The sequence below is a fragment of the Serratia sp. T13T92 genome, assembly GCF_047530105.1.
GTDB lineage: Bacteria > Pseudomonadota > Gammaproteobacteria > Enterobacterales > Enterobacteriaceae > Chania > Chania fonticola.
Window position 1 is genome coordinate 1 of sequence record NZ_JBLJAK010000028.1, and the last position, 25,503, is coordinate 25,503.

The 25,503-nt window shown below is 53.7% G+C and carries 21 protein-coding genes; 10 read left to right on the top strand and 11 right to left on the bottom strand.

The genetic code is table 11. The annotated features are described in order from the left end of the window. Positions 1-165: 165 nt before the first annotated feature. From ACMV5I_RS20860 to ACMV5I_RS20895, 8 genes are all read right to left on the bottom strand, one after another. Positions 166-1,530: an MFS transporter gene (locus ACMV5I_RS20860; RefSeq protein WP_121606041.1), complete on the bottom strand. Its 1,365-nt coding sequence runs from the start codon at positions 1,528-1,530 to the stop codon at positions 166-168. 202 nt (positions 1,531-1,732) lie between these two features. Continuing rightward, positions 1,733-2,623, bottom strand: coding sequence for a heme o synthase (gene cyoE, locus ACMV5I_RS20865; RefSeq protein ID WP_121606042.1), 891 nt, complete (start codon positions 2,621-2,623; stop codon positions 1,733-1,735). A gap of 17 nt (positions 2,624-2,640) precedes the next feature. Next, complete coding sequence (locus ACMV5I_RS20870; protein WP_021180176.1) at positions 2,641-2,979, bottom strand: cytochrome o ubiquinol oxidase subunit IV; 339 nt, start codon at positions 2,977-2,979, stop codon at positions 2,641-2,643. Continuing rightward, complete coding sequence (locus ACMV5I_RS20875) at positions 2,980-3,594, bottom strand: cytochrome o ubiquinol oxidase subunit III (protein WP_024483940.1); 615 nt, start codon at positions 3,592-3,594, stop codon at positions 2,980-2,982. Next, entirely contained in the window at positions 3,584-5,575 is a 1,992-nt protein-coding gene (cyoB, locus tag ACMV5I_RS20880) for a cytochrome o ubiquinol oxidase subunit I (RefSeq protein WP_021180174.1), read from the bottom strand. The genes ACMV5I_RS20875 and cyoB overlap by 11 nt, the downstream gene beginning before the upstream one ends. A 4-nt stretch (positions 5,576-5,579) precedes the next feature. After that, positions 5,580-6,533, bottom strand: a complete 954-nt coding sequence (gene cyoA, locus ACMV5I_RS20885) for a cytochrome o ubiquinol oxidase subunit II (RefSeq protein WP_024483941.1) — start codon at positions 6,531-6,533, stop codon at positions 5,580-5,582. A gap of 445 nt (positions 6,534-6,978) precedes the next feature. Continuing rightward, on the bottom strand, positions 6,979-8,457 hold the full coding sequence (gene ampG, locus ACMV5I_RS20890; RefSeq protein ID WP_284121134.1) for a muropeptide MFS transporter AmpG: 1,479 nt from the start codon (positions 8,455-8,457) through the stop codon (positions 6,979-6,981). A 53-nt stretch (positions 8,458-8,510) separates the two neighbouring features. Further along, entirely contained in the window at positions 8,511-9,089 is a 579-nt protein-coding gene (locus ACMV5I_RS20895) for a lipoprotein (RefSeq protein ID WP_024483943.1), read from the bottom strand. 352 nt (positions 9,090-9,441) lie between these two features. Between ACMV5I_RS20895 and bolA the strand changes: the two genes are divergently transcribed. The 9 genes from bolA (at position 9,442) to ACMV5I_RS20940 (ending at position 20,237) form a co-directional block, all read left to right on the top strand. Continuing rightward, complete coding sequence (gene bolA, locus ACMV5I_RS20900; protein WP_021805484.1) at positions 9,442-9,756, top strand: transcriptional regulator BolA; 315 nt, start codon at positions 9,442-9,444, stop codon at positions 9,754-9,756. A gap of 364 nt (positions 9,757-10,120) precedes the next feature. Further along, positions 10,121-11,425, top strand: a complete 1,305-nt coding sequence (gene tig / locus ACMV5I_RS20905; RefSeq protein WP_024483944.1) for a trigger factor — start codon at positions 10,121-10,123, stop codon at positions 11,423-11,425. A gap of 421 nt (positions 11,426-11,846) precedes the next feature. After that, entirely contained in the window at positions 11,847-12,470 is a 624-nt protein-coding gene (clpP, locus tag ACMV5I_RS20910) for an ATP-dependent Clp endopeptidase proteolytic subunit ClpP (protein ID WP_021180167.1), read from the top strand. Between the two features lie 207 nt (positions 12,471-12,677). Then, a complete protein-coding gene (clpX, locus tag ACMV5I_RS20915; RefSeq protein ID WP_021180166.1) occupies positions 12,678-13,949 on the top strand; it encodes an ATP-dependent protease ATP-binding subunit ClpX in 1,272 nt (423 codons plus the stop codon). A gap of 193 nt (positions 13,950-14,142) precedes the next feature. Then, on the top strand, positions 14,143-16,497 hold the full coding sequence (gene lon / locus ACMV5I_RS20920; RefSeq protein WP_021805482.1) for an endopeptidase La: 2,355 nt from the start codon (positions 14,143-14,145) through the stop codon (positions 16,495-16,497). 217 nt (positions 16,498-16,714) lie between these two features. Beyond that, positions 16,715-16,987 (top strand): nucleoid-associated protein HU-beta, encoded by a 273-nt coding sequence (hupB, locus tag ACMV5I_RS20925; RefSeq protein WP_004954599.1) that lies wholly within the window; start codon positions 16,715-16,717, stop codon positions 16,985-16,987. 170 nt (positions 16,988-17,157) lie between these two features. Further along, positions 17,158-19,038, top strand: a complete 1,881-nt coding sequence (gene ppiD, locus ACMV5I_RS20930) for a peptidylprolyl isomerase (RefSeq protein WP_414825193.1) — start codon at positions 17,158-17,160, stop codon at positions 19,036-19,038. Between the two features lie 211 nt (positions 19,039-19,249). Then, complete coding sequence (locus tag ACMV5I_RS20935) at positions 19,250-19,627, top strand: ComEA family DNA-binding protein (RefSeq protein ID WP_414825194.1); 378 nt, start codon at positions 19,250-19,252, stop codon at positions 19,625-19,627. A 196-nt stretch (positions 19,628-19,823) separates the two neighbouring features. Then, complete coding sequence (locus tag ACMV5I_RS20940; RefSeq protein WP_024483947.1) at positions 19,824-20,237, top strand: acyl-CoA thioesterase; 414 nt, start codon at positions 19,824-19,826, stop codon at positions 20,235-20,237. 509 nt (positions 20,238-20,746) lie between these two features. On the opposite strand, the gene queC is transcribed toward ACMV5I_RS20940, so the two are convergent. Together queC and ACMV5I_RS20950 are read right to left on the bottom strand one after the other, a co-directional pair. Beyond that, positions 20,747-21,445, bottom strand: a complete 699-nt coding sequence (gene queC / locus ACMV5I_RS20945) for a 7-cyano-7-deazaguanine synthase QueC (RefSeq protein ID WP_024483948.1) — start codon at positions 21,443-21,445, stop codon at positions 20,747-20,749. A 162-nt stretch (positions 21,446-21,607) separates the two neighbouring features. Then, entirely contained in the window at positions 21,608-23,314 is a 1,707-nt protein-coding gene (locus tag ACMV5I_RS20950; RefSeq protein WP_414825195.1) for an SgrR family transcriptional regulator, read from the bottom strand. Positions 23,315-23,446: 132 nt separating this feature from the next. Here ACMV5I_RS20950 and cof point away from each other — a divergent pair, with 132 nt between their 5' ends. Further along, entirely contained in the window at positions 23,447-24,268 is an 822-nt protein-coding gene (cof, locus tag ACMV5I_RS20955; protein ID WP_414825196.1) for an HMP-PP phosphatase, read from the top strand. 87 nt (positions 24,269-24,355) lie between these two features. On the opposite strand, the gene ACMV5I_RS20960 is transcribed toward cof, so the two are convergent. After that, on the bottom strand, positions 24,356-25,405 hold the full coding sequence (locus tag ACMV5I_RS20960; protein ID WP_414825197.1) for a PLP-dependent cysteine synthase family protein: 1,050 nt from the start codon (positions 25,403-25,405) through the stop codon (positions 24,356-24,358). Between the last annotated feature and the right edge of the window lie 98 nt (positions 25,406-25,503).

A 25,503-nucleotide genomic window follows, 5' to 3' on the forward strand; every position in this document is an offset into this window, starting at 1 on the left:
AACTGTTTGTAAAGGCACGATGAGGTCTCTTCTGTTTTGTTAGCGCAACCAGTAGATCACACTTCATCGTGCCTTTCATTTTTTTCTGGGGATTCCTCAGCCCTGTGGGAGAGGGTTGGGGTGAGGGGGAACAACAGACGATCAAGCCAAAGTAGATGGGCATCCTTAAAGCGCTGCGATCAGGGCTTCCAACTGACCGCGATTGGTCTGTTTGGTATCTACCTTCACGTAAGCGCTGCGCTCCTCGGGAACCACAACCGCTTCCGCTACGCCCGGCTGAGCCAGCAAACGGCTTTGTAACGCCGAATCTTTTACCGCCAGTTCAGACAACGTGATACGCAGGCTGCTGACGTAAGGCGGCTCTTTCATGGTGCTGCTGACCACAAACCAGACAGCGGCAAGTACCGCACCGGCGATAAACACCAACCCTGCTCCCTGAAAACCATATAACCAGCCGCCCACGCTGCCACCGATGGCCACGCCAATAAACTGGCTGGTGGAGTAAACCCCCATCGCCGTGCCTTTATAACCCGCTGGGGCCTCTTTGCTGATCAGCGAAGGCAGAATGGCTTCCATGACGTTAAACGCCATAAAGAACAACTGCACTCCGGCAATGATGCCCCATAGATTCTGGCCAGAAAACCATAGCACTACCTCGGCGCAAAACAGCACTGCCACGCAACCCATAAAGACCTGCTTCATACGGCGGTATTTCTCCGCATAAATGATAAACGGCACTACGGCAATGAAGGAAACCAGCATGGTGACCAGATAGACTTTCCAGTGGTCCGCAGCGGCTAGCCCGGCCTTTTCCATCGCCAACGGTAAGGCAACGAAGCTGGACATCAACAAGATATGCAGGCACAGGATGCCAAAGTTGAGTTTCAACAGCCGCGAATTGTTCAGCACCTTGCTAAAACTGCCCCGCACGATGCTCGATTCCCGGTTCAGCACGTGTTCGTCGGCAGAAGGGACGACCAGCAAGGTAATCGCGATACCGGCTAGTGACAGCACGGCAATCATCCAGAACAGCGCATGCAAACCGAAAGCATGGGTCACTATCGGGCCCACCACCATGGCGATAGCAAAGGTGATACCGAAGCTGATACCGATAAACGCCATCGCCTTGGTTCGGTTCTGTTCGCGGGTTAAATCCGACAGCAGCGCCATTACCGCAGCGGCTATCGCCCCGGAACCCTGCAATGCACGGCCCAGAATGATGCCCCAGATAGAGTCGCTTAAGGCTGCGATCACGCTGCCAAGGGCGAATATCAACAGCCCACCGACGATCAGCGGCTTACGGCCAACGCGGTCCGAAATCAGGCCGAAGGGGATCTGAAATACCGCCTGCGCCAGGCCGTAAATACCGATAGCCAGGCCAATCAGCGCCTCACTGGCACCGTGCAGCGCCATCCCATAGGTGGTCAGTACCGGTAACACCATAAACATGCCAAGCATGCGCAGTGAGAATACGGTTCCCAAGCCCCAGGTCGCACGGCGTTCTTGGGGCGTCATTATATTGTCGTTCATTTTGACCTCAGTAAAGCCTATTCCAACGGGGTAAGTAGGAGGACTTAGCCCGTTGGAATAGCCTCGGCAAAGTTGCGTCATTCTAGTGCGTAGGGCAGGGGGGGTAAATCGAATGTTGTTTAACAGATATTACAGTTGGCGTGCTTTTCTCCGAAACAAATAAAATGGGCCGCTAAGCGGCCCATTCGCAGATTACCGCTGTTTACCAAGCGTAGGTTAACAGGGTTTCTGGTGTAGCACTGGCACTGAAATCGATCGACATCATTACGCTGAGTGAAGTAATGGCCACGATTGAGAACACAAACAGTTTGCGCGCCCAGACGCTGTCATTTTCCGCTTTGTAACCGCGTAACGCCATGCCTAGCCACCACACGCTCACCGCCGCTGCGACGATCAGGTATTTGTAGCCAGCATAACCGCCCAGGGTCAGCATCAGCGTGGCGATCATAAACGCCAGGATGTAGAGCGTGATGTGGTTTTTGGCAACGGAGATGCCTTTCACCACCGGCAGTACCGGGATATTGGCTGCCTGGTAATCTTTAAAGCGGAAGATGGCAATCGCATAGGAATGCGGCATCTGCCACAGGCTGAAGATAGCCAGCAGGATCAATGCACCAGCATCAAACTCGTTGGTGACTGCGCAGTAGCCAATCACCGGCGGCGCGGCCCCAGACAGGCTGCCGATCAGCGTGCCGTATACCGAGTGGCGTTTCATGTACAGGCTGTAAACGCCGACATAAACTACAAAGCCCATCACCGCCAGCCACATGGCCAGCGGGTTGGCCACGATATACAGCAGTGCAAAACCAGCAATACCCAGCAAGGTAGCGTAAACCAGGCTCACACTCGGCGCGATCAGGCCTTTTACCAGCACCCGGTTCTTCGTTCTCTCCATTTTCTTGTCGATGTCGCGGTCAATGTAGTTGTTAAATACACAGCCCGAGGCAACCACCAACGAGACCCCTAACAGGGTGGCGAGAAACAGGGGATAGTCGATGCTCCCTTTGGAAGCGAGCAGGAATCCCCCGACGACAGAAATTAAATTACCGAAAATAATTCCTGGTTTAGTTACTTGCAGGTATTGCTTAATCATCACGTCCAGCTCTGCTCTTAATCGACCATCATGTTGATGTTTAGGTTGTACATAATCCAGAGTGAACCCACAACAACGATACCGATGATCATAACGGTGAACAGCAATGCCACCAGGTTCCAGCGCTCTTCCGATGAGGTGTTCATATGCAGGAAGTAAACCAGGTGAACGATCACCTGGATAACCGCCATGCCGACCACAACCGCCAGGATGGTTGAGTGAGAGGCGCTGCCGCTCATCACCATCGCAAATGGAATTACCGTCAGGATGACCGACAGAATAAAGCCGGTCAGATATGACTTCACGCTACCGTGGCTTGCGCCGCCGTGAGAGGTATCATGGGATGAATGGCTCATTTACATTACCCCCAGCAGGTAGACAACGGTAAATACGCAGATCCAGACCACGTCCAGGAAGTGCCAGAACAGGCTCAGACACATCAGACGGGTTTTATTGGTTGGGTTCAGGCCACGCTTGCTCACCTGAATCATCATGATGATGATCCAGATCAGACCGGTGGTTACGTGCAGACCGTGAGTACCTACCAGCGCAAAGAAGCTGGAGAGGAACGCACTGCGGTCTGGGCCGTAACCTTCGGCGATCAGGTGATGGAATTCATAGATCTCCATCGCCACGAAGCCGACGCCAAACAGGAAGGTCAGGAACAGCCAGGTGTTAACGCTGCTTACCTTGCCCTTGTTCATGCCGATCATCGCCATACCGTAGGTGATGGAGCTGAACAGCAGGAGGAAAGTTTCAACCAGTACAAAATTCAGGTCGAAGATATCTTTCCCAGTGGGACCGCCAGCGGTCCCGTTCACCAGTACTGCATAGGTTGCGAACAAGCTCGCAAACAAAATACAGTCGCTCATCAGGTAAACCCAGAATCCGAAGACCTTGGTTTCTCCTGCGTCGTGGTGCCCATGCTCGGCATGGGCTGCGCTATGGTTGGTCAGAGTATCAGTTGACATGTTTCACGCCTGCTTTGCTGATTTGTTCATAGTGTTGGTTTTCAATGCGCTCGATCTCATCAACCGGCACATAGTAATCAACATCTTCATCGAAGCTCTTGACGATCCAGGTCACGATCATGCCGACGAAGCCAGCAATCGCCATCCACCAGATATCCCAGATCATCGCGAAACCAAATACCAGGCTGAAGCCAGCAATAATCACACCGGCACCGGTATTCTTCGGCATATGAATCGGCTCGTACTTCGCGGGTTTCTTATAGGCTTCGCCTTTTTCTTTCATGTCCCAGAACGCATCACGATCGTGAATTTCTGGCACTACGGCGAAGTTATAGAACGGAGGTGGTGAAGAAGTTGACCACTCCAGCGTACGTGCACCCCATGGGTCACCGGTCAGATCGCGGTTTTGCTCGCGGTCGCGGATACTGACGTAAACCTGGATCACTTGGCACAGGATACCGCAGGCAATCAGCGCTGCACCGCCAGCCGCAACCAGCAGCAGAGGGTGGAACTCAGGATTGATATTCTGGCTGATACGGCGGGTCATCCCCATGAAGCCCAGTGCATACAGCGGCATAAAGGCGACGAAGAAACCGATGATCCAGAACCAGAATGCGCGGATACCCCAGGTCTCATTCAGACGGAAGCCGAAGGATTTAGGGAACCAGTAGGTCAGGCCAGCGAAGCAACCGAACACCACACCACCGATAATCACGTTATGGAAGTGGGCAATCAGGAACAGGCTGTTGTGCAGCACGAAGTTAGCACCCGGTACCGCCAGCAGTACGCCGGTCATCCCACCGATGGAGAAGGTGATGATGAAGCCCACGGTCCACAGCATCGCGGAGTTAAGCTGAATACGGCCTTGGTACATGGTGAACAGCCAGTTGAAGATTTTCACCCCGGTCGGGATGGAAATGATCATCGTGGCAATCCCGAAGAAGGCGTTAACGTTGGCGCCTGACCCCATGGTAAAGAAGTGGTGCAGCCAAACGATAAACGACAGGACGGTGATCGCAATGGTTGCCCATACCAGTGAGGTATAGCCGAACAGACGTTTCTTCGAGAAGGTGGCGGTCACTTCAGAGAAGACACCGAACACTGGCAGAACCAGGATATACACCTCTGGGTGACCCCAGGCCCAAATCAGGTTGATGTACATCATCATGTTGCCGCCCATATCATTGGTAAAGAAATGGGTGCCCAGATAGCGATCCAGGGTCAGCAACGCGACGGTGACGGTCAGAATTGGGAAGGAGACGATGATCAGCACGTTGGTACACAGTGCTGCCCAGGTGAATACCGGCATCTTCATCATCGGCATGCCAGGGGCACGCATCTTCAGGATGGTGGCGAAGAAGTTCACACCGGTCAACAGGGTACCCAGACCGGAAATCTGTAGACTCCAGATCCAGTAATCGACCCCGACGCCAGGGCTGTATTCCTTACCTGATAACGGCGGATAGGCCAACCAACCGGTCTGCGCGAATTCACCGACACCCAGCGAGATGTTGATCAAGACCACGCCGACCACGAAGAACCAGAAGCTCAGGGAGTTCAGGAACGGGAAGGCAACGTCGCGCGCACCGATTTGCAACGGGACCACCACGTTCATCAGACCCACGACGAAAGGCATCGCCATGAAGAAGATCATGATGACGCCGTGCGCGGTAAAGATCTGGTCGTAGTGGTGCGGCGGCAGGAATCCGGCCTCACCGGCAGACGCGAGCGCCTGCTGGCTACGCATCATGATGGCATCAGCAAAACCACGCAGCAGCATAACCATGGCCACGATGATGTACATGATACCAATTTTTTTATGGTCGACCGAAGTCAGCCATTCGCTCCACAGCCACTTCCATTTGCCGAAATACGTGATCAGCGCCAGCAGGGCTAGCCCGCCAACGATGATTGCAGCAACGGTGACCATGATGATCGGTTCATGCAACGGAACCGCATCAAGTGTTAATTTTCCCAACATCAGATTATTCCTCGGCTCCGGCGTGAGCATGTTCACTCATGTCCATACCCTGGCTCATATCCATGCCCTGGTGCGCGGAAGCTTCTGCGCCTTTGTGCATGTGCATATCACCCATGAATTTGCCAATAGTCTCTTTGAACAAATTCGGTTTGACACTGGAGAAGTACTCAACCGGGTTGTTTTCACTCGGCTCTGCCAGTTTGTTAAAATCGCTGGTGGCGTTAAGGGTATTAGACGATTCTTTCACCTTGGCTACCCACTGATCGAAGTCGCCTTCGGTCGGGGTGACAATGGCGGTGAATTTCATGCCGGAGAACCCGCGGCCACTGAAGCTGCTGGAAATACCGTCGTATTTGCCTGCTTCGTTGCCGATCAGGTGCAGTTTGGTCTGCATCCCGGCCATCGCATAAATCTGCCCACCTAACTGAGGAATAAAGAACGAGTTCATTACCGAGTTAGAGGTGACTTTGAATTCGACTGGAACATCTTTCGGGAAAGCCAGCTCATTAACGGTCGCGATACCCTGCTCTGGGTAGATGAACAGCCACTTCCAGTCTAACGACACCACTTCGATGGTCATTGGCTTTTTGTCGGCGACAATCGGCTTGAATGGATCCAGCGCGTGGGTTGTTTTCCAGGTTATGGTGCCAAGGATGGCGATGATAATGATTGGAATGGTCCAGACGACCGCTTCAATCTTGTTGGAGTGTGACCAATTCGGACTGTACTTGGCGCTCTTGTTGGAAGCACGATACTTCCAGGCAAAGGCAAATGCCATGAAGATCACTGGCACCACAACGATCAGCATCAAGCCGATTGCCGTGAGGATCAGTCTTCGTTGCTCAACACCTATTGCTCCTTTGGGATCCATCAACACCATATCGCAACCGCTTAGCATAACGGTGGCGACAATTAAGGATAACATCCCAATACTTTTATTGTATTTCTTAAGTCTCATCTAACGACCCCAATTACCAAGGCTCTATATTGTCGTTTCATGTGTGCGGGCATTTTACGGGAAGGTTGCAGTACTGTAAACATACTTAAGAGAGTGTCAGCGGCTTGTTGACACTTTCTGTTAAGGGGGTCACACATGTAACGTAAGGTGACAATTTACTAATGGCAACAACGTGTTGGCGAGCTGAATCGTTCCGGGGGGATGCTATGTCATGGAAAACCAAGGGTATGTCAGGATATTGCGTCAGCGGTGGCGATGTTTGAATAGGCGCAAAAAGGTTTATTTAATGTAAAATTTTTGTTTTGTTGAGGTGAATTAAAATCTATTTCCGAGCGTTTTACTCGGGTAAAAAAATAGCTTTGGCGAAAATATTAAATTTTTAACGAAATAAATTCGTTTTTCTGATGCTTTTTTGTTGGCCGAATTTTATCGGCCAACAAAAAAATCACGCTAATTGCGTTCGGCGCAACGCCAGGTAGTCCAACAGGCTGCCCATGATAATCCCCACCAGGCTCAGCATGGCACCGGTTTGCAGCAGCTGCACGGCGAGGTTGGGCCAGTCGGTCCAATCCAGCGCGTTGGCGATCAGCAACAGCAACCATATGCCTAGCAGCGAGCAACCGGCGCCCAGCAGACGTAATGCCCAGCGGTAGGCGGCACGAAACTCGGTACGTGGCATAAAGTTGTCGGTGCGTTGCGTGTATTCCAATGTCTGGCGGCAGATTAACAGCAGTAGCAGGCCTGGAACCGCAGCCGCGATGGAGAACAGGTAAAACAGTGGCCAGCCATGAGCGGTCACGAACCAACCGGCAATCGGCCCGACGTAAACACGGCCAACGGCGGAGAGCGCCGAGAGCAGGGCAAACTGGGTGGCGGAGAAGGATTTGTTGCACAGGGTCATCAGCAGAGCGACAAAGGCTGCCGTGCCCATGCCGCCGCACAGGTTTTCCAGGAAAATGGCACTGCCCATTGTGAGGATGTTTTTAGCGGTGATCGCCAACAGCCAGTAACCAATGTTGGAAACCGCCTGTAAAATGCCGAACAGCATCAGCGCCCGGAACAGGCTGAGACGCTGCATCAAGACGCCGCCGAACAGGGCCCCGACGATGGTGGCAAACAGACCGAGCGTTTTATTTACCAGACCGACCTCGCCGGCATCGAAGCCGACGCCGCGGATCAGAAAGGTGGTGCTCAAACTCCCGGCAAAAGCGTCACCCATCTTATACATCACGATCAGCAACAGGATCAGCCAGGCATTGTTACGGGCGAAGAAGTCACGCAGCGGAGCGACTACCGCCATCTCGAGGGTGCGCGGCGCAGGAATGCCGTCGTCCGGTTCTGGTGCCATCAGCGTAGCGGCTACGCCAATTAGCATCAGCCCGGCCATTAACCAGTAAGTCGCCTGCCAGCCGAAATAGCGATCGGCCAGCCACAGGGCCAGCCCGCCGGAAACCAGCATCGCCAGGCGATAACCCAGTACCGACACTGCGGCCCCGGCACCGCGTTCTTCGGCCGTCAGCAGATCGGTTTTGTAGGCGTCAAAAACAATATCCTGTGAGGCAGAACAGAATGCTACCACCACCGCCAGCGTGGCCAGCCACCACAGATGCTGTGACGGATTCATAAACCCCATCGCCACGATGGCCACTACCAGCAGCAACTGGCTGATCAACAACCAGCCACGCCGCCGCCCAAGGAACGGGGGAGTGTAGCGATCCATAAACGGTGACCAGAGGAACTTGAACACGTAGGCCTGACCTACCAGCGAAAAGATACCAATGGTTTTCAGATCGAGGCCTTCGACGGTCATCCAGGCTTGCAGCGTGCCGGAGGTTAATGCCAACGGCAGCCCCGAGGCAAAGCCCAACACCAACAGGATGACGGAATTACGCTGGGTAAAAATATTCAGATACTGTTTCGACATGAGATCCCGATCTGCGCTGCCCTGTAAACCGAGCAGCGCGAGGCATTGCCTGATTAACGTGCGTTTTGCTTGATAAAGTCGTTGACGCTGGTGTCTTGAGCCATATCGGCGATGACGTCACCTAGCACGGTGTTGACCGCATCGGTGATTTTTTCATTGCTGGCGGTGAAGGCACCCTGCACGTTATAGGTAGAACGGTAGTTCTTCACCTGCTTGTTGCCGTTTTTGGCCTGCGCGATGATTGAAATATCCGCTTTGGTGGTGATGTTGTAGCGCAGGTTGCCTTGGGAAACGTCGGCAAACAGCGTATTGACCACGATCTGCAAATCAACCGCACCAGATGGCCCAATCATATAGCCACGCGCGCCCATTTGCTTTTCCAGCACTTCTTGTAGCAGGAAGCGCAGATCGCGTGATGGGGTCAGGGTGATCAGTTGGCCGTCACGGTTCACTTTTGCCAGTGCCTGATCGGGGCGTTGGTCTGCACCGTTAATGCTGATGGTGATCCCTTGCAGGGTGGGATCCTGCTGTGGCAACACGATCTTAGGGGTTACGTTCAGCGTATTGGTGCTGGTAGCACAGCCAGCCAACAGAAGTACAGCCAGCAGCGGAAGACAAAGTTTTTTTAACATTATTACTGTCTCATCAATCGTGGTTTTATACCCGGTGCTGTTCAAGCCCGCGGGCAGGGTTGTGGGTGCTTGATAATCAAAGCGCTAGAGTCAACGATAAATTGCCGCCATCATAGCATTGCCAACAACGGGGGGAAGTGTTGAAGGTGGCCGTGACGTAAATTTTTCCTCAACCAGGATAAAAACAGGCTTTTTCGTGAGGCTCAATCGGATAAACCTCAACTGAGCCGCTTTATTGATGCTTTTTACAGCGAAGAGCGGTGCGATTTACGATAGCCATGTTCTGGCGAGGGCAAAACCGACTAATATTAAAGTAGAACCTGGTAGCCTGCCGGTTTTGTAAGGAGATCCTATGATCCGCGAGCAAATAGAAGCAAAGTTAAGGGCGGCGTTTGAACCCGCGTATCTGGAAGTGACTGATGAGAGCTATCGGCATAACGTTCCTGCTGGATCCGAAAGTCATTTCAAAGTGGTGTTGGTGAGCGACCGCTTTGTCGGCGAACGGTTCCTGACCCGGCATCGCTCCATTTATGGCGTGTTGGCGGAGGAACTGGAAAACGGCGTACACGCGCTGGCATTGCATACCTATACCCTGAAAGAGTGGGAAGGGTTGCAGGATACGGTTCCTGCCTCACCACCTTGTCGTGGGGCGGGCACATTGGCTTAATACCTAAAATTTACGGTATCAGTGGAACTTTTACCCGTATTTAAGGTATTACTACTGACGAATTTTGCAACGGCCTGCGGGCCGTTGCTGTTTTTGACGACGACAAAGCCGAAGGCGTTTGCAGCTCTGATGGCCATGGCATCAAGGTATTTGGGCGAAAAATCGGCAAAAGTGTGATTTTTAACGCGCCAGTGCTGCCTTGCCATCCTCGACTAGCTACGCTTGCGCCGCTATAATGTCGCGTCTATTTTTTCCGGAATGGTTTCGGAACGCTCTCGACATCAGGGAACTCGGTTTTTAATGTAGCCGTCCTGGTTCTTGGAACGGAGTTGACCGAGCACTGTGATTTTTTTGAGGTAACAAGATGCAAGTTTCAGTAGAAACCACTCAAGGCCTTGGGCGCCGTCTCTCTATTACTGTACCCGCTGATGTTATCAATCAGGCAGTAAAGAAAGAGCTGATCAACGCAGCTAAAAGCGTACGTATCGACGGTTTCCGTAAAGGCAAAGTGCCGATGAACATCGTCGAACAGCGTTATGGCGCCTCCGTCCGTCAGGACGTGCTGGGCGATCTGATGCAGCGCAACTTTGTTGACGCGATCATCAAAGAGAAAATCAACCCGGCCGGCGCACCAAACTACGTACCGGGCGAGTATAAAGAAGGCGAAGATTTCGCTTTCACCGTGGAATTTGAAGTCTATCCAGAAGTTGAGCTGAAAGGCCTGGAAAGCATCGAGGTTGAAAAACCTGTGGTTGAAGTTAACGACGCCGATGTGGATACCATGCTGGAAACTCTGCGTAAGCAGCAGGCGACCTGGAAAGACACCGACGGCGCAGCCACTGCTGAAGACCGCGTGACCGTTGATTTCACCGGCTCTATCGACGGTGAAGAGTTTGAAGGCGGTAAAGCTGCCGATTTCGTTCTGGCTATGGGCCAGGGCCGCATGATCCCAGGCTTCGAAGAAGGTCTGGTGGGTCATAAAGCCGGTGAAGAGTTCACCATCGACGTCAACTTCCCAGAAGATTACCACGCAGAAAACCTGAAAGGGAAAGCGGCCAAGTTCGCTATCGTGCTGAAGAAAGTTGAACAGCGCGAGCTGCCAGAACTGACCGAAGAATTCATCAAGCGTTTCGGCGTGGCTGATGGTTCTCTCGCCGGTCTGCGTACTGAAGTGCGTAAAAACATGGAGCGCGAACTGAAAGGCGCCGTGCGTAACCGCATCAAGACTCAGGCTATCGACGGTCTGGTCAACGCTAACGAAATCGACGTGCCAGCGGCACTGATCGACGGCGAAGTCGACGTTCTGCGTCGTCAGGCTGCACAGCGTTTTGGTGGCAACGAGCAACAAGCGTTGGAACTGCCACGCGAACTGTTCGAAGAGCAAGCCAAACGTCGCGTTGTGGTCGGTCTGCTGTTGGGCGAAGTGATCAGCACCAACGATCTGAAAGCCGATGAAGATCGCGTTAAGACCCTGATCGAAGAAATGGCTTCCGCCTACGAAGATCCGAGCGAAGTTGTTGAGTTCTACAGCAAAAACAAAGAGCTGATGAACAACATGCGTAACGTTGCTCTGGAAGAACAAGCGGTAGAAGCCCTGTTGGCTAAAGCGAAAGTGACTGAAAAAGCCACTACCTTCAGCGAGCTGATGAACCAGACTCAACAAGCGTAATGCTGGTTGATGCCAGGAGCGACCTGATGGCAGGTCCATTGCCGTAGCTGGGAGTTCCTTATAAGGCCCGTAACTTTGGTTACGGGCTTTTCTTTTGCCACGTGACTGATTAATCTCGGCTTAACTGTGGCAATATGCACTATATTTATTGGGTCGAGGATGAATGGCGGCGGCGGAAGGACAGTGGTTGTGACCTTGCCTGCCACACAGGGATGTTGGTGAAATTGTTCACCGGGCTTGAAATTCGCTCTGTGACCCCCCAATTCCTACAACAGTATGGGCCGCTTTATCCGCCTGGCGGAATGATAGCGCCGTCAAATCAGTGTGGAGCCTGTCGATGGCTTGAACGTAGTCATGATGGCCGTTCTCAAGTAGAATCGACAGACAATGGCGCCAAGGCAATTTCTATTAGGAGACGGTAATGTCATACAGTGGCGAACGAGACCAATTTGCACCTAACATGGCACTGGTGCCGATGGTGGTAGAGCAGACTTCGCGCGGGGAGCGTTCTTACGATATTTATTCCCGCCTGCTGAAAGAGCGCATTATCTTCCTGACCGGCCAGGTTGAAGATCATATGGCTAATCTGATCGTGGCGCAGATGTTGTTCCTCGAGGCAGAAAGCCCAGAAAAAGATATTTTCCTGTATATCAACTCACCGGGCGGCGTGATCACGGCTGGCATGTCAATCTATGACACCATGCAGTTTATCAAACCGGACGTCAGCACCATCTGTATGGGGCAGGCGTGTTCCATGGGGTCGTTCCTGCTGACGGCAGGCACCAAGGGCAAGCGTTTCTGCCTGCCAAACTCCAGAGTGATGATCCACCAGCCGCTGGGCGGCTACCAGGGTCAGGCAACGGATATTGAAATCCATGCGCGTGAGATCCTGAAGGTTAAGGCTCGCATGAATGAGTTGATGGCACAGCATACCGGCCAATCGCTGGAACAGATCGAACGTGATACCGAACGTGACCGCTTCATGACGGCGGAAGAATCGGTAGAATACGGTCTGGTCGACAGCATTCTGACGCACCGCAGCTAAAACTATACCCAAAGGGTCGCAAGCTGCAGTGCGTACCTGCCGCCTGAAGGGTGATGGGTAGCGCGCGGCTTGCGGGCCGATAGACTATAGTATTCAGAGCGGGCCTGGCTCGCTTTAAACAGCGTTATCGGCGTTCCCGGTATAAAGTTTGGGCGCATTGTCGCCGCGTAATGGTGCGGGACAAAGACAAAAGAAGAGGTTTGACTCATGACAGATAAGCGCAAAGACGGTTCAGGAAAGCTGCTGTACTGCTCTTTCTGCGGCAAAAGCCAGCATGAAGTGCGTAAGCTGATTGCCGGTCCGTCAGTGTATATCTGCGATGAATGTGTTGATCTGTGTAACGACATTATTCGCGAAGAGATTAAAGAGGTTGCGCCGCATCGCGAGCGTAATTCATTGCCGACACCGCACGAAATTCGTCACCACCTGGACGATTATGTTATCGGCCAGGAACAGGCGAAAAAAGTTCTGGCTGTGGCGGTCTATAACCATTACAAACGCCTGCGTAACGGCGATACCAGCAATGGCATCGAACTGGGCAAAAGCAATATTTTGCTGATCGGCCCAACCGGCAGCGGCAAAACTTTGCTGGCAGAAACGCTGGCACGTTTCCTGGATGTGCCTTTCACCATGGCCGATGCCACGACGTTGACCGAAGCTGGTTACGTGGGTGAGGACGTGGAAAACATCATCCAGAAACTGTTGCAGAAATGCGACTACGACGTGCAGAAAGCCCAGCGCGGCATCGTCTATATCGATGAAATTGACAAGATTTCACGTAAGTCAGACAACCCGTCCATCACCCGTGACGTTTCGGGCGAAGGCGTGCAGCAGGCGTTGCTGAAGCTGATCGAAGGCACGATTGCGGCGGTTCCACCACAGGGTGGGCGTAAACATCCGCAGCAGGAATTCCTGCAGGTGGACACCTCCAAGATCCTGTTTATCTGCGGCGGTGCGTTTGCCGGCCTGGATAAGGTGATTGGCCAGCGCGTTAACACCGGCTCCGGTATCGGTTTTGGTGCCACGGTGAAGGGTGAATCTGAAAAAGCCACCGAAGGCGAACTGCTGTTGCAGGCAGAGCCGGAAGACTTGATCAAGTTTGGCCTGATCCCGGAATTCATCGGTCGTCTGCCGGTGGTTGCCACCCTCAGCGAACTGAGCGAAGAGGCACTGATCCAGATCCTGAAAGAGCCGAAAAACGCCCTGACCAAGCAGTATCAGGCGTTGTTCAATCTGGAAGGGGTAGATCTGGAATTCCGTGAGGAAGCGCTGAATGCCATTGCCAAGAAGGCTATGACGCGTAAAACGGGTGCCCGTGGTCTGCGTTCGATTGTCGAAGGCGCGCTGCTGGACACCATGTACGATCTGCCGTCGCTTGAAAGCGTAGATAAAGTGGTGATCGACGAATCTGTGATCGCTGGCCAATCCAAGCCGTTATTGATTTACGGCAAGCCGGAAGCGCAGGCTTCTGGCGAATAATTAGCCAGTCAAACCAGAAAGTTAATCGTAAAAGGGGGATTTTATCCCCCTTTTCTTTTTCTCTACATTGTTACCGTTGAATGTCAGAGATTCATCCCCATATACTCATAATCCAGATTTTGTGAAACGTTTGATGCTTGCGTCTCATGAGATCCCCCTAATCCTGGCGGAAATTAAACTAAGAGAGAGCTCTATGAACCCTGAGCGTTCCGAACGCATTGAAATCCCCGTGTTGCCATTGCGCGACGTGGTGGTTTATCCGCACATGGTGATCCCGTTGTTTGTTGGCCGGGAAAAATCGATTCGGTGCCTCGAAGCCGCAATGGATCACGATAAAAAGATCATGCTGGTGGCGCAGAAAGAGGCCTCGACGGATGAACCTGGCATTAACGATCTGTTCTCGGTCGGTACCGTTGCATCGATTTTACAGATGCTGAAACTGCCGGACGGCACGGTCAAGGTGCTGGTCGAAGGTTTACAGCGTGCGCGTATTACCACGCTCTCCGACAGCGGCGAGCACTTCGCTGCCCAGGCTGAATATCTTGAATCACCGGCTATCGACGAGCGTGAGCAGGAAGTCCTGGTGCGCACGGCGATCAATCAGTTTGAAGGCTACATCAAACTGAACAAAAAAATTCCACCGGAGGTGCTGACTTCATTGAACAGCATCGACGACGCTGCGCGCCTGGCGGATACCATCGCCGCGCATATGCCGCTGAAGCTCAGCGACAAGCAGTCGGTGCTGGAGATGTTCGATATCACCGAGCGTCTTGAGTACCTGATGGCGATGATGGAGTCGGAGATCGACCTGTTGCAGGTTGAGAAGCGTATCCGTAACCGCGTCAAGAAACAGATGGAAAAGAGCCAGCGCGAGTACTATCTGAATGAGCAGATGAAGGCGATTCAGAAAGAACTGGGCGAGATGGACGACACGCCGGATGAACATGAGGCGTTGAAGCGCAAGATCGAAGCGGCCAAAATGCCGAAAGAAGCGCGTGAGAAAACCGAAGCGGAACTGCAAAAGCTGAAAATGATGTCGCCGATGTCTGCGGAAGCGACCGTCGTGCGTGGCTATATCGACTGGATGATCCAGGTGCCTTGGAATGCGCGCAGCAAGGTGAAAAAAGACCTGCTCAAGGCGCAGGAAGTGCTCGATACCGATCACTACGGCCTGGAACGCGTCAAAGACCGCATCCTTGAGTATCTTGCAGTGCAGAGCCGCGTCAGCAAAATCAAGGGGCCAATCCTGTGTCTGGTAGGGCCTCCTGGCGTGGGTAAAACCTCGCTGGGGCAGTCGATCGCTCGTGCGACCGGCCGCCAATATGTCCGTATGGCGCTGGGCGGCGTACGTGACGAAGCGGAGATTCGCGGTCACCGCCGGACTTACATCGGCTCCATGCCGGGTAAACTGATCCAGAAAATGGCCAAGGTTGGGGTGAAAAACCCGCTGTTCCTGCTCGATGAGATCGACAAGATGTCATCCGACATGCGTGGCGATCCGGCTTCAGCCCTGCTGGAAGTGCTGGATCCGGAACAGAACGTGGCGTTTAACGATCACTATCTGGAAGTGGATTACGATCTGTCCGACGTGATGTTCGTGGCGACCTCGAACTCGATGAACATCCCGGCACCGCTGCTGGACCGTATGGAGGTGATCCGTCTTTCCGGCTACACCGAAGACGAAAAGCTGAATATCGCCAAACAGCACCTGTTGCCAAAGCAGCTTGAACGCAACGCGTTGAAGAAAGGCGAATTGACGGTAGATGACAGTGCCATTATCGGCATCATCCGCTATTACACCCGTGAAGCCGGGGTGCGTAGCCTGGAGCGTGAAATTTCCAAGCTGTGCCGTAAAGCGGTCAAGTCGCTGCTGATGGACAAGAAGCTCAAGCACATCGAGATCAACGGCGAGAACCTCAAGGACTATCTGGGCGTTCAGCGTGTTGATTACGGCCGTGCAGACACCGAAAACCGCGTAGGCCAGGTAACCGGGCTGGCGTGGACGGAAGTGGGCGGCGATCTGCTGACTATTGAAACCGCCTGCGTACCGGGCAAAGGCAAGCTGACCTACACCGGTTCTTTGGGTGAAGTGATGCAGGAGTCGATCCAGGCTGCGTTGACCGTGGTACGTGCACGTGCAGAGAAGTTGGGCATCAACGCCGATTTCTATGAAAAACGTGATATCCACGTCCACGTGCCGGAAGGGGCGACGCCGAAAGACGGCCCAAGCGCCGGTATTGCCATGTGTACCGCGCTGGTTTCCTGCCTGACAGGCAACCCGGTGCGCGCCGATGTGGCGATGACCGGTGAGATCACCTTGCGTGGTCATGTGTTGCCGATTGGTGGCCTGAAAGAGAAGCTGCTGGCGGCACACCGTGGCGGTATCAAAACCGTGCTGATCCCTTACGAGAACAAGCGCGATTTGGAAGAGATCCCGGACAACGTCATTGCCGATCTGGAGATCCATCCGGTACAGCGAATCGATGAAGTTTTGAACATTGCACTGGTCAATCCGGCCTTCGGCGCACAGCCGGTAGCGGTAAAATAGTGACGTATAGCAAAAACCATTGATAAAACTCATGCTGGCAAGCCAATTCGGACTTGCCAGTATTTTTTTGTGCCGCTAAGTTAGATCCCTGTCGGCTAGCGTTTCGCCGCATTTTGGTGGCTTGCCAAGGCACGACGGGATTGATATAACAGCAGCGCTGTCGTAACCGTAGGGATTTTTTCGGTGCGACGTTTTGAATTCTAGAGGGGATGATAGAGTGAATAAGTCACAACTGATCGACAAAATTGCCGCGGGTGCTGATATTTCTAAAGCGGCAGCAGGGCGTGCTTTGGACGCAATTATTGCTTCCGTTACCGATTCCTTGAAAGAAGGGGATGACGTGGCTCTGGTTGGTTTCGGTTCTTTCACCGTGCGTGAGCGTTCAGCTCGTACCGGCCGTAACCCGCAAACGGGTAAAGAGATCAAAATCGCGGCAGCCAAAGTTCCGGCTTTCCGTGCAGGGAAAGCCCTGAAAGACGCAGTAAACTGATTACCGCGTTTAATCGCATCGCGTCGCCGGTAAACAATCACCTGACGCAGCGGTATTGGTAAGGTAAGATATAAGGCGCATCAGGTTGATGCGCTTTTTTTATTTTTGTCGCAGGGAACGCGCCTGCACAAGGGTTGTTAATCCACATCACAGCGGAGTGTTGTCACACTATGATGGACAATTTACGCGCGGCTGCTAACCACGTCGTGCTAAAAATCATCCTGGGGCTGATTATCTTGTCATTTCTTTTGACTGGAGTGGTCAGCTATCAGGGAAGTGCCGGCGATTACGCTGCGAAAGTAAATGGCCAGGTGATCGAACGTGCCCAGCTGGAACAGGCTTTCCAGAGTGAACGTAGCCGTATGCAGCAGGAACTGGGCGACCGTTTCTCTGCCATGGCTGGCAACGAAGGTTATATGCAGCAGATGCGCCAGCAGGTGCTGTCTCAACTGATCGACAAGTCGCTGCTGGATCAGTACGCGAAGACGCTGGGCCTGAGTGCCAGTGACGATCAGGTGAAAGATGCCATCCGTCAAGAAGCCTATTTCCAGACTGACGGCAAGTTCGACAACGCCAAATATCTCGACTTGATTAACCGTTCGGGCTTTAGCGCAGATCAATATGCGCAATACACGCGCCAGCGGTTAATCAACCAGCAGATGATCCAGGGCTTCGGCGGTTCCGATATCGTCCCACCAAGCGAAGCACAGTCTATGGTTGCCCTGGTTCTGCAAGAGCGCGACGTGCGTCTGGCGACGATCGATCTCAATGCCATGATGGCCAAGCAAACCGTCACCGACGAAGAGCTGAAGGCCTTCTTCGAGCAGAACAAGAACAGCTTCATCGCACCAGAGAAGGTGAAAGTGAGCTTTATCCCGCTGGATGCCGCAGCATTGCAGGATAAAGTGACCGTTACCGAAGCGGATATCAGCGCCTATTACGACGAGCATCAAAGCAGCTTTGGCCAGCCGGAACGCAAAAAATTCAGCGTGATCCAGCTGAAAACCGAAGCGGATGCCAAAGCGGTATTGGAAGAGCTGAAAAACGGTGGTGATTTCGCTGCGTTGGCGAAAGAGAAATCCACCGACATCATCTCGCGCCGTACCGGTGGCGAAATGGACTGGATGGAGCCAGACACCACGGCTGACGAACTGAAACAGGCTAACCTGACCGAGAAAGGCCAACTTTCTGGCGTAGTGAAGTCTTCAGTGGGTTACCTGATCGTGCGCCTGGACGATATCAAGCCAGCGCTGGTGAAGCCATTGAGCGAAGTGCATGATGCTATCGCCAAGCAGCTCAAGCAGGAAAAAGCGGTAGATGCCTACTATGCGCTGCAGCAGAAAGTCAGCGAGGCGGCGACCAGCGATAACGAGTCCCTGGCCTCAGCGGAAGAAGCTGCGGGTACCAAGGCGGCTAGCACCGAATGGTTTACCCGTGACTCGGTTCCAGCTGCGTTGAACTTCAAGCCGGTTGTGCAGGCCATCTTCGATGGTTCGCTGATTGGCGAGAACGGCGCACCAGGCAGCAACTCTGACGTCATCACCGTTGACGGTGACCGTGCGTTCGTGGTTCGCGTTGTGGCCCATCAGCCGGAAGGGATTGAACCTTTCGACAAGGTGAAAGATCGCGTAACCGCGATGGTCAAACACAACAAGGCACTGCAAGAAGCCAAGCTGCAGGGTGAAAAACTGCTGGTTGAGTTGAAGCAGGGCAAAGGCGATGAGGCGATGAAAGCCGCTGGTCTGAGCTTCGGCAGCGTACAGAAAATGGCGCGCGCCCCGGAAGACAGCCAACTGGTGGAAGCCGTATTCGCTCTGCCGCACCCGGAAGCCGGTAAAGTGGTTTACGGCATGTCACAGGATGCTCAAGGGAACGTGGTGTTGATCGCCCTGGATAGCGTTAAGCCAGGCACGTTGCCAGCAGACGAAATGAAAACCTTCGTCAGCAACATGGAGAAAGGAAGCGCTAGCGTAACCTTCGATGCCTTGCTGACTAACCTGCGCAAAGAAGCCAAGATCAAAATGGGTGCCGCTGAGCAGCAACAGCCGTAATCTCCGTTCTCTGGTTTTGTAGAGGGGCAGCATCATGCTGCGCCCGTACTCCTCCCTAAGTGGGTGGGAATAAGCACCGCATTTCTTTGCAACAGCTTGCAATACTCAAAGGCCGCTTTCGCGGCCTTTTCCACATTTAAACTCTGCCATTTGCCGATCTTCCGCCGCTGCGGCAAGGTAACCTTGCTGTCAAACACAAGGAGGATACAGCATGCAACTTAGCGAAAATAAAGCCATTATCTGTTTTACCGTTATCCGCCAGCTACTCTTGGCGGCGGCGCTGTTTGGCCTGATAGGGAGCTCGGCCATTGCCGCAGAGAAACCCTCTCAGGGACAACCACAGGCCGCTGCGGTATCGCCTAAGGTCAGCCCTGAAGCGCAAAGCGAGGGTGAAGCCCAGGTCAGCATTAACCAGGCAGATGCAGAGGCGCTAGCCACCGTGTTGAACGGCGTAGGGCTGAAAAAGGCAGAAGCCATAGTGCGCTACCGCGAACAGAACGGGCCGTTTAGCGAAATTGACCAGCTACAGGAGGTGCCGGGGATCGGCCCTTCCCTGGTGGAAAGAAATCGTGATCGGCTGAAAATGTGATCCCGCTCGCGGCTGCGTGGCAAAGTGCCCTCGCAGCCGCGCTGCTCTGCTACATTTTACAGGTCATACCAGTCATCCATCGCAAACTCTTTGCCAAGCCCTGCGGTATAAGCATGCTGCCAGCAAGGAGGGATAACACTGAACGGGTATGCCGGTATTAATTCGCTATCACCAGAGCAGGAGCGGTTGTTTCACTATGCAGACTTATATCAAAGTTCGTGGCTATCATCTTGATGTCTATCAACACGTTAATAATGCCCGGTATCTGGAGTTCCTGGAGGAAGCGCGCTGGGAGTGGCTGGAGGATCTGGATGCTTTCCACTGGATGACGCAAAACAACATCGCGTTTATCGTGGTGAACATCAATATCAATTATCGTAAGCCTGCCGTATTGGGGGATAAGCTGCGTATCGATAGCCAGATGCTGCAACTCAATGGCAAGAGCGGTGTACTGAGCCAGCAGGTATTGCTGGAGCCGGAGGGGACAGTGGTTGCCGACGCGACGCTGACCTTTGTCTGTATCGATTTGAAAACCCAGCGGGCACTGCCGATTGAAGGCGCACTGCGTGAACACCTGGTGGCACTACAGCAGAAAGATGCTGAGGCCTGATTAAGCATCGTGCTGGTCATGGCCCCTCACCCTAGCCCTCTCCCACAGGGAGAGGGGACCGAACGTGCCAGCGGGTATTTCTTTCACGGCCTGACCATCGGTAAATGAAAGGGTCGGTGCTACAGGGATAACTCAGTACCCGATGACAACATCGTACATGGCACATGTAAGAGATAGCTCTTGCCTTGATGGCAACTCTGTACCCTCTCCCTCTCCTTTAACAGGTGTCCATGTAGACCCCTGTCTTTACATTGGGAGAGGGCTGGGGTGAGGGGATCTTGCAATTACTACAGATTAACTCCGTTCCCAATTCCGGCTCTGCACTAGCTCCCTCTCCCTGTGGGAGAGGGCTGGGGTGAGGGGATCTTGCAATTACTACAGATTAACTCCGTTCCCAATTCCGGCTCTGCACTAGCTCCCTCTCCCTGTGGGAGAGGGTTGGGGTGAGGGGACCCAACGATGGCTTAATCTGACTTATTGAGCGGCACTGCAGCCGCCCATAAACTGGCTTAAACCAAGCCGGTTTTCCGCTTCAGGCTGGCCATCACGCCGACCTTGTCCTGCTGATACTGCTGCAACCCGTTGGCGCGCAGGTGGCAGGCCGCACATTCACCACAACCGTCGCCTTGAACGCCGTTATAACAGGTGAGCGTCTCATGGCGGATACGTTCCAACTGTTGATAATAGTCCGCCAGCGCCCAGGTCTCAGCCTTGTTGAGCCACATCAGTGGAGTTTCGAAGCGAATATCACGTGCGATCCCCAGCACGATGGCCTGATTCAAGGCCTTAACAAACTCGTCGCGGCAATCCGGATAGCCCGAGAAATCAGTCTCGCACACGCCAGTGATCACGGCTTCGGCTTCCACCTGGTAGGCATAAATTGCCGCCAGGGTGAGGAACAGGATGTTGCGCCCCGGCACAAAGGTGCTTGGCAAGGCATCGGTCTGTGAACTGTCGTAGGCGGGTACTGGAATGTTATCGCGAGTCAGGCTGCTGATGGCCAACTCATTGAGCAACCCAACGTCCAAAACCTTGTGCGCCTTGGCTCCCAGAGTTTGGCATAAGGCTTGGGCCACCTCGATTTCGGCGCGATGACGCTGGCCGTAATCGAACGTGATGCAGTGAACTTCATCATATTGTTGCAATGCCTGGATCAAGCAGGTCGTGGAGTCTTGTCCACCGCTAAAAACGACGACTGCGCGTTTCATAAATCTACCTTCTGGCTAGGGCCATTCCCGATGCACATTCGGGCGGCCGGTTTATGCCCTTTGTTGTCAGGCTACAGTGTTGCCGGTCTGAGCCTGACGCTATTGGGCTTCATGACACATGTGGGGATGCTATCAGAAATGCTCGCCACAGCGTAGGGCAACCTAATCATCCAGCGGCGGTGGCAGCCAAGCCTGGCAAAAATCAAACCAGCCGTAGGCGGTGAGCATCACACCATGTATGCGGGGAGGGGCACTGACCTGATACTGATAGTTGAATAGGGGAGTGAGGATCGCGGCCCCCATCAACTGTTGATAATACGCTTTTAGCTGGCTGTAGCGTTGCTGTGGTGCTGGGCATTGCTGGATCTGTTGCAGGGTCCGCTGTTGGTGTTGCCAATCCTCTTCTCGCAAAATCCCTTGCCACAGCAAATCGCGACGTAGCCAACTTTCTAACGTCGCTTCCGGAGCTTCACCAATCAGGTTATCGGCCAGCAACAGATCGGCTTGGGCTATCTGCTCGGTGCTTTGCCAACGTTTGCCGGAATAATAGCGGATCTCTAATTGGCAGCCATGCTCCGCCAGCAATTGTTGCAAAGCCTGAGTCACGCTCTCTAGCTCGATCGGCGGATGGTACAGCAGAGTCAACCGAGGGGGGAGCTCAACATCCTGTCTGACATCATGCTCAGGGATCGCCCAGCCGGGCAGCATTTCATGGCTTGGCATGATCACGCCCTGCTGGATGGGCAAGCTGGCCAGCAGGCCGGAGCGCTGGATCAGCATCAGCAGCTTTTGCCCTTGGGCCTCAGTCAGTACGCCACGACGCTGGTTAATCGCCAGATAGCACCACCCTTGGCTCATACTGCGTTGTACCGGCCGCGCCTGTGCCAGTTCTTCCTGCTGGCCGATGGTGATGCGTACCGGATGCTGGCAACTGGTGTCGGTACTGCGGGTTGGTAACTCTGGCGTGATCCAATATTCGATGCTTTCCAGATAAGGATGTTGCAGATGGTAGTAAGGATGTTGTTCCAACCGCACCATATGCGGCTCGTTTAGTGCCAGCTTAAAGGGACCTGCACCGAGGTTCGGTAACTCTGGGTGCGTCATCAGGCAGGGCAGTTCTGCCAGCCGGTGCGCCAGCCAATAATCGGGCATTTGCAGATCGAACTGGATGCATAGCGCATGCGGCAGGCTGATTGCCGCCACGCTGCTCAATAATGGCTGGCTGCGCGGATGGTGTTGCAGGGCGTTGAGGGTTTGCAATAGCTGTTGGCCCGTTAAGGCCTCACCGTTATGCCATCGCAACTGACTACGCAGAAAGAACTGCCAACGCAGGCCGTCTTCGCTAATCTGCCAGTGATGGGCAAGATCGGGCTGCGGTTCTGGGCAACCGGTATTGAAGCGCGTCAAACCGGCATAGACGGTCGCGACCAGATGCTGCTCCGCACGGCCACTTAGCGTCAAAGGATCAAGCTTTTCCAACGTACGGTAATAAGGGATACGCAGCGTAGGGCTGCCTTCCTGCCATTGGCCGCCGAGGTGGGGGCTCAGCAACTCTTGCAGATGCTGTGGCGCCAGCTGCGCCATTTCCAAGGCTCCCTGGTGATCGCCCAGTTGCAGTAAACGTTGGAGATGCGCAGTCCGCAGTTCATCGGGGGTTTTCAGGCACTGCAACTGCGCGCGTTTCCCCCTCCCGGCCTGTGACTGCCAAGTTAGCCAACCTTGTTGCTGTAACTGCTGCACCAGGGTGCGAGCATGCCGCTCGCTGCAATAGAAGATCGCAGCTAATTCACCGATCGTGATCGCCACTGGCGCGCTGCCTAGCTGGTGGTACAAACGTTGATACTGACCGAGGCGATGAACCAGGCGCATAGCGGTATCCTAGGTGTTGCAAGCGATGAAAGATAAATCAGGAAGCGTTTATGCAAATTGTTCACTATTACTTCCGCAAATACCACCCCATACTGCGGTGATTGCCATTGTGCTCACATTTACGAGGTTCCTATGTATCGCCTGGCCGCTTTCGATATGGACGGCACCCTGCTGACTCCCGATCACCGTGTCGGGCCGGAAACGCTGAGCGCGTTAAGGCAGCTTATCGACAGGGAGATGGTGGTGACCTTTGCCACCGGGCGGCATTACCTCGATGCCCAGCCGATCATGGCGCAACTGGGACTGCAAGGTTACCTGATCACCGGTAACGGTACTCGCGTCTATGACCAGCAAGGGCAGCAACTGCATGCTACCGACTTACCGGCGGAGATTGCCGAAGAGGTGCTGCACACCCACTGGCGCACCTCTGCCAGCATGCATGTGTTTCGTGATGAGGGGTGGTTGACCGAAACCGCGGTGCCGGAAATGCTGGCTGCACATCATCTCAGTGGCTTTCATTTCCAACTCACCGACTTGCGCCGTTTGCCCGCGTTTGGCAACAGCAAGGTCTGTTTCTGTGCCCCCCATGAAGAACTGGTCAAACTGCAGGCACAGTTGAGTGAACATTTCGGCACCCGTGCCGACCTGTGCTTCTCGGCCTATGATTGCCTCGAAGTGCTGCCAAAGGGGTGCAACAAGGGGGCGGCATTGGACAGGCTGAGCCACCATCTGGGGCTGACGTTGGCTGATTGCATGGCCTTTGGCGATGCGATGAATGATAAGGAAATGCTGGCGGGAGTAGGGCACGGCGTGGTGATGGGCAATGCTCTGCCACAGTTGAAATCGTTACTGCCCCAACTACAGGTTATCGGCCACTGCGAACAGCAGGCGGTGGCTCACTATTTACAACATTGGCTGCGTTCACCACACCTCACCTATTCCCCCGAATTCTGAGGTATTACTATTACAGCCGGCCGGGTATGACTACCCGGCTTTTTTTATCCCCTGAACTTCGCCTTAATAAGTTGGCAACCTAATAAGTTATTTACCTGACAAGTTAGCCAACTGAGCGCTATATGGCGTCAGATCGCCGATATTGTTGTTGACCCAGTCGCTATTGTAATAGGTATCCAGATAGCGCTCGCCGCTGTCGCATAGCAGGGTGACGATGGCACCTTGCTCGCCTTTGTCCCGCATTTGCTTGGCCAGTTGCAGCGCTCCCCAGACGTTGGTCCCGGTTGAAGCACCTACCTTGCGACCCAGAATGTTTTCCAACCAATAAATGGTGGCGATACTGGCGGCATCTGGCACGCGCAGCATGTTGTCGATCACCGAAGGGATAAACGACGGTTCGGCGCGTGGGCGGCCAATCCCTTCGATGCGGCTGCCGCAGCTGCCGATGATGGTGCGATCGCCATGATGGAAACAGTCGTAAAACACCGAGTTTTCCGGATCGACCACCGTGAGCTGGGTATCATGCCCTTGATAGCGAATGTAGCGCCCCAGCGTTGCCGAGGTGCCACCAGTACCGGCACTCATCACGATGTGTTTCGGAACCGGGTGCGGTTCTCGCTCCATCTGGCGGAAAATACTGTCGGCGATGTTGTTGTTGCCACGCCAGTCGGTAGCGCGTTCGGCAAAGGTGAACTGATCCATATAATGGCCGTTCAGCTCTTTGGCCAACTCCTCTGACACCGCATAAATCTGGGCCGCATGATCGACAAAATGGCTGTGGCCACCGTAAAAGGCGATTTGCTCTACCTTACGTTTAGCGGTGCAGGAAGGCATCACCGCGATAAACGGCAGGCCGAGCAGGCGGGCAAAATAGGCTTCAGATACCGCCGTGCTGCCCGAAGAGGCTTCAATAATCGGCGTGTTCTGGTTGATCCAACCGTTACACAGCCCATAAAGGAACAGCGACCGCGCCAGGCGGTGTTTCAGACTGCCGGTGGGATGGGTGCTTTCATCTTTCAGGTAGAGATAGATGCCTGGAAATTCCGGCAGGTTCAAGCGGATCAAGTGCGTATCGGCGGAGCGTTGGAAATCCGCTTCTATTTCACCAATAGCATATTTTACCCAAGCGTTTGTCATAATCTGGCCTCAAAATAGGGGGCTTAAACCCGCCGCTTTGCAAGCTGTAGCTTGAAATCCAGCAGGGATGTTTGAGGTGTAGCATAGCGGTTCAGCGA

Bases quoted from the DNA above. Each gene is read 5' to 3' on its own strand.
- ACMV5I_RS20940 (WP_024483947.1), top strand. From the start codon at position 19,824: ATGCAGACTTATATCAAAGTTCGTGGCTATCATCTTGATGTCTATCAA.
- clpX (WP_021180166.1), top strand. From the start codon at position 12,678: ATGACAGATAAGCGCAAAGACGGTTCAGGAAAGCTGCTGTACTGCTCT.
- cyoA (WP_024483941.1), bottom strand. From the start codon at position 6,533: ATGAGACTTAAGAAATACAATAAAAGTATTGGGATGTTATCCTTAATT.
- tig (WP_024483944.1), top strand. From the start codon at position 10,121: ATGCAAGTTTCAGTAGAAACCACTCAAGGCCTTGGGCGCCGTCTCTCT.
- queC (WP_024483948.1), bottom strand. From the start codon at position 21,445: ATGAAACGCGCAGTCGTCGTTTTTAGCGGTGGACAAGACTCCACGACC.
- ACMV5I_RS20860 (WP_121606041.1), bottom strand. From the start codon at position 1,530: ATGAACGACAATATAATGACGCCCCAAGAACGCCGTGCGACCTGGGGC.
- ACMV5I_RS20875 (WP_024483940.1), bottom strand. From the start codon at position 3,594: ATGTCAACTGATACTCTGACCAACCATAGCGCAGCCCATGCCGAGCAT.
- ACMV5I_RS20895 (WP_024483943.1), bottom strand. From the start codon at position 9,089: ATGTTAAAAAAACTTTGTCTTCCGCTGCTGGCTGTACTTCTGTTGGCT.
- ACMV5I_RS20870 (WP_021180176.1), bottom strand. From the start codon at position 2,979: ATGAGCCATTCATCCCATGATACCTCTCACGGCGGCGCAAGCCACGGT.
- bolA (WP_021805484.1), top strand. From the start codon at position 9,442: ATGATCCGCGAGCAAATAGAAGCAAAGTTAAGGGCGGCGTTTGAACCC.
- ACMV5I_RS20950 (WP_414825195.1), bottom strand. From the start codon at position 23,314: ATGCGCCTGGTTCATCGCCTCGGTCAGTATCAACGTTTGTACCACCAG.
- lon (WP_021805482.1), top strand. From the start codon at position 14,143: ATGAACCCTGAGCGTTCCGAACGCATTGAAATCCCCGTGTTGCCATTG.
- clpP (WP_021180167.1), top strand. From the start codon at position 11,847: ATGTCATACAGTGGCGAACGAGACCAATTTGCACCTAACATGGCACTG.
- ppiD (WP_414825193.1), top strand. From the start codon at position 17,158: ATGATGGACAATTTACGCGCGGCTGCTAACCACGTCGTGCTAAAAATC.
- ACMV5I_RS20960 (WP_414825197.1), bottom strand. From the start codon at position 25,405: ATGACAAACGCTTGGGTAAAATATGCTATTGGTGAAATAGAAGCGGAT.
- cyoE (WP_121606042.1), bottom strand. From the start codon at position 2,623: ATGATTAAGCAATACCTGCAAGTAACTAAACCAGGAATTATTTTCGGT.
- cyoB (WP_021180174.1), bottom strand. From the start codon at position 5,575: ATGTTGGGAAAATTAACACTTGATGCGGTTCCGTTGCATGAACCGATC.
- ampG (WP_284121134.1), bottom strand. From the start codon at position 8,457: ATGTCGAAACAGTATCTGAATATTTTTACCCAGCGTAATTCCGTCATC.
- cof (WP_414825196.1), top strand. From the start codon at position 23,447: ATGTATCGCCTGGCCGCTTTCGATATGGACGGCACCCTGCTGACTCCC.
- ACMV5I_RS20935 (WP_414825194.1), top strand. From the start codon at position 19,250: ATGCAACTTAGCGAAAATAAAGCCATTATCTGTTTTACCGTTATCCGC.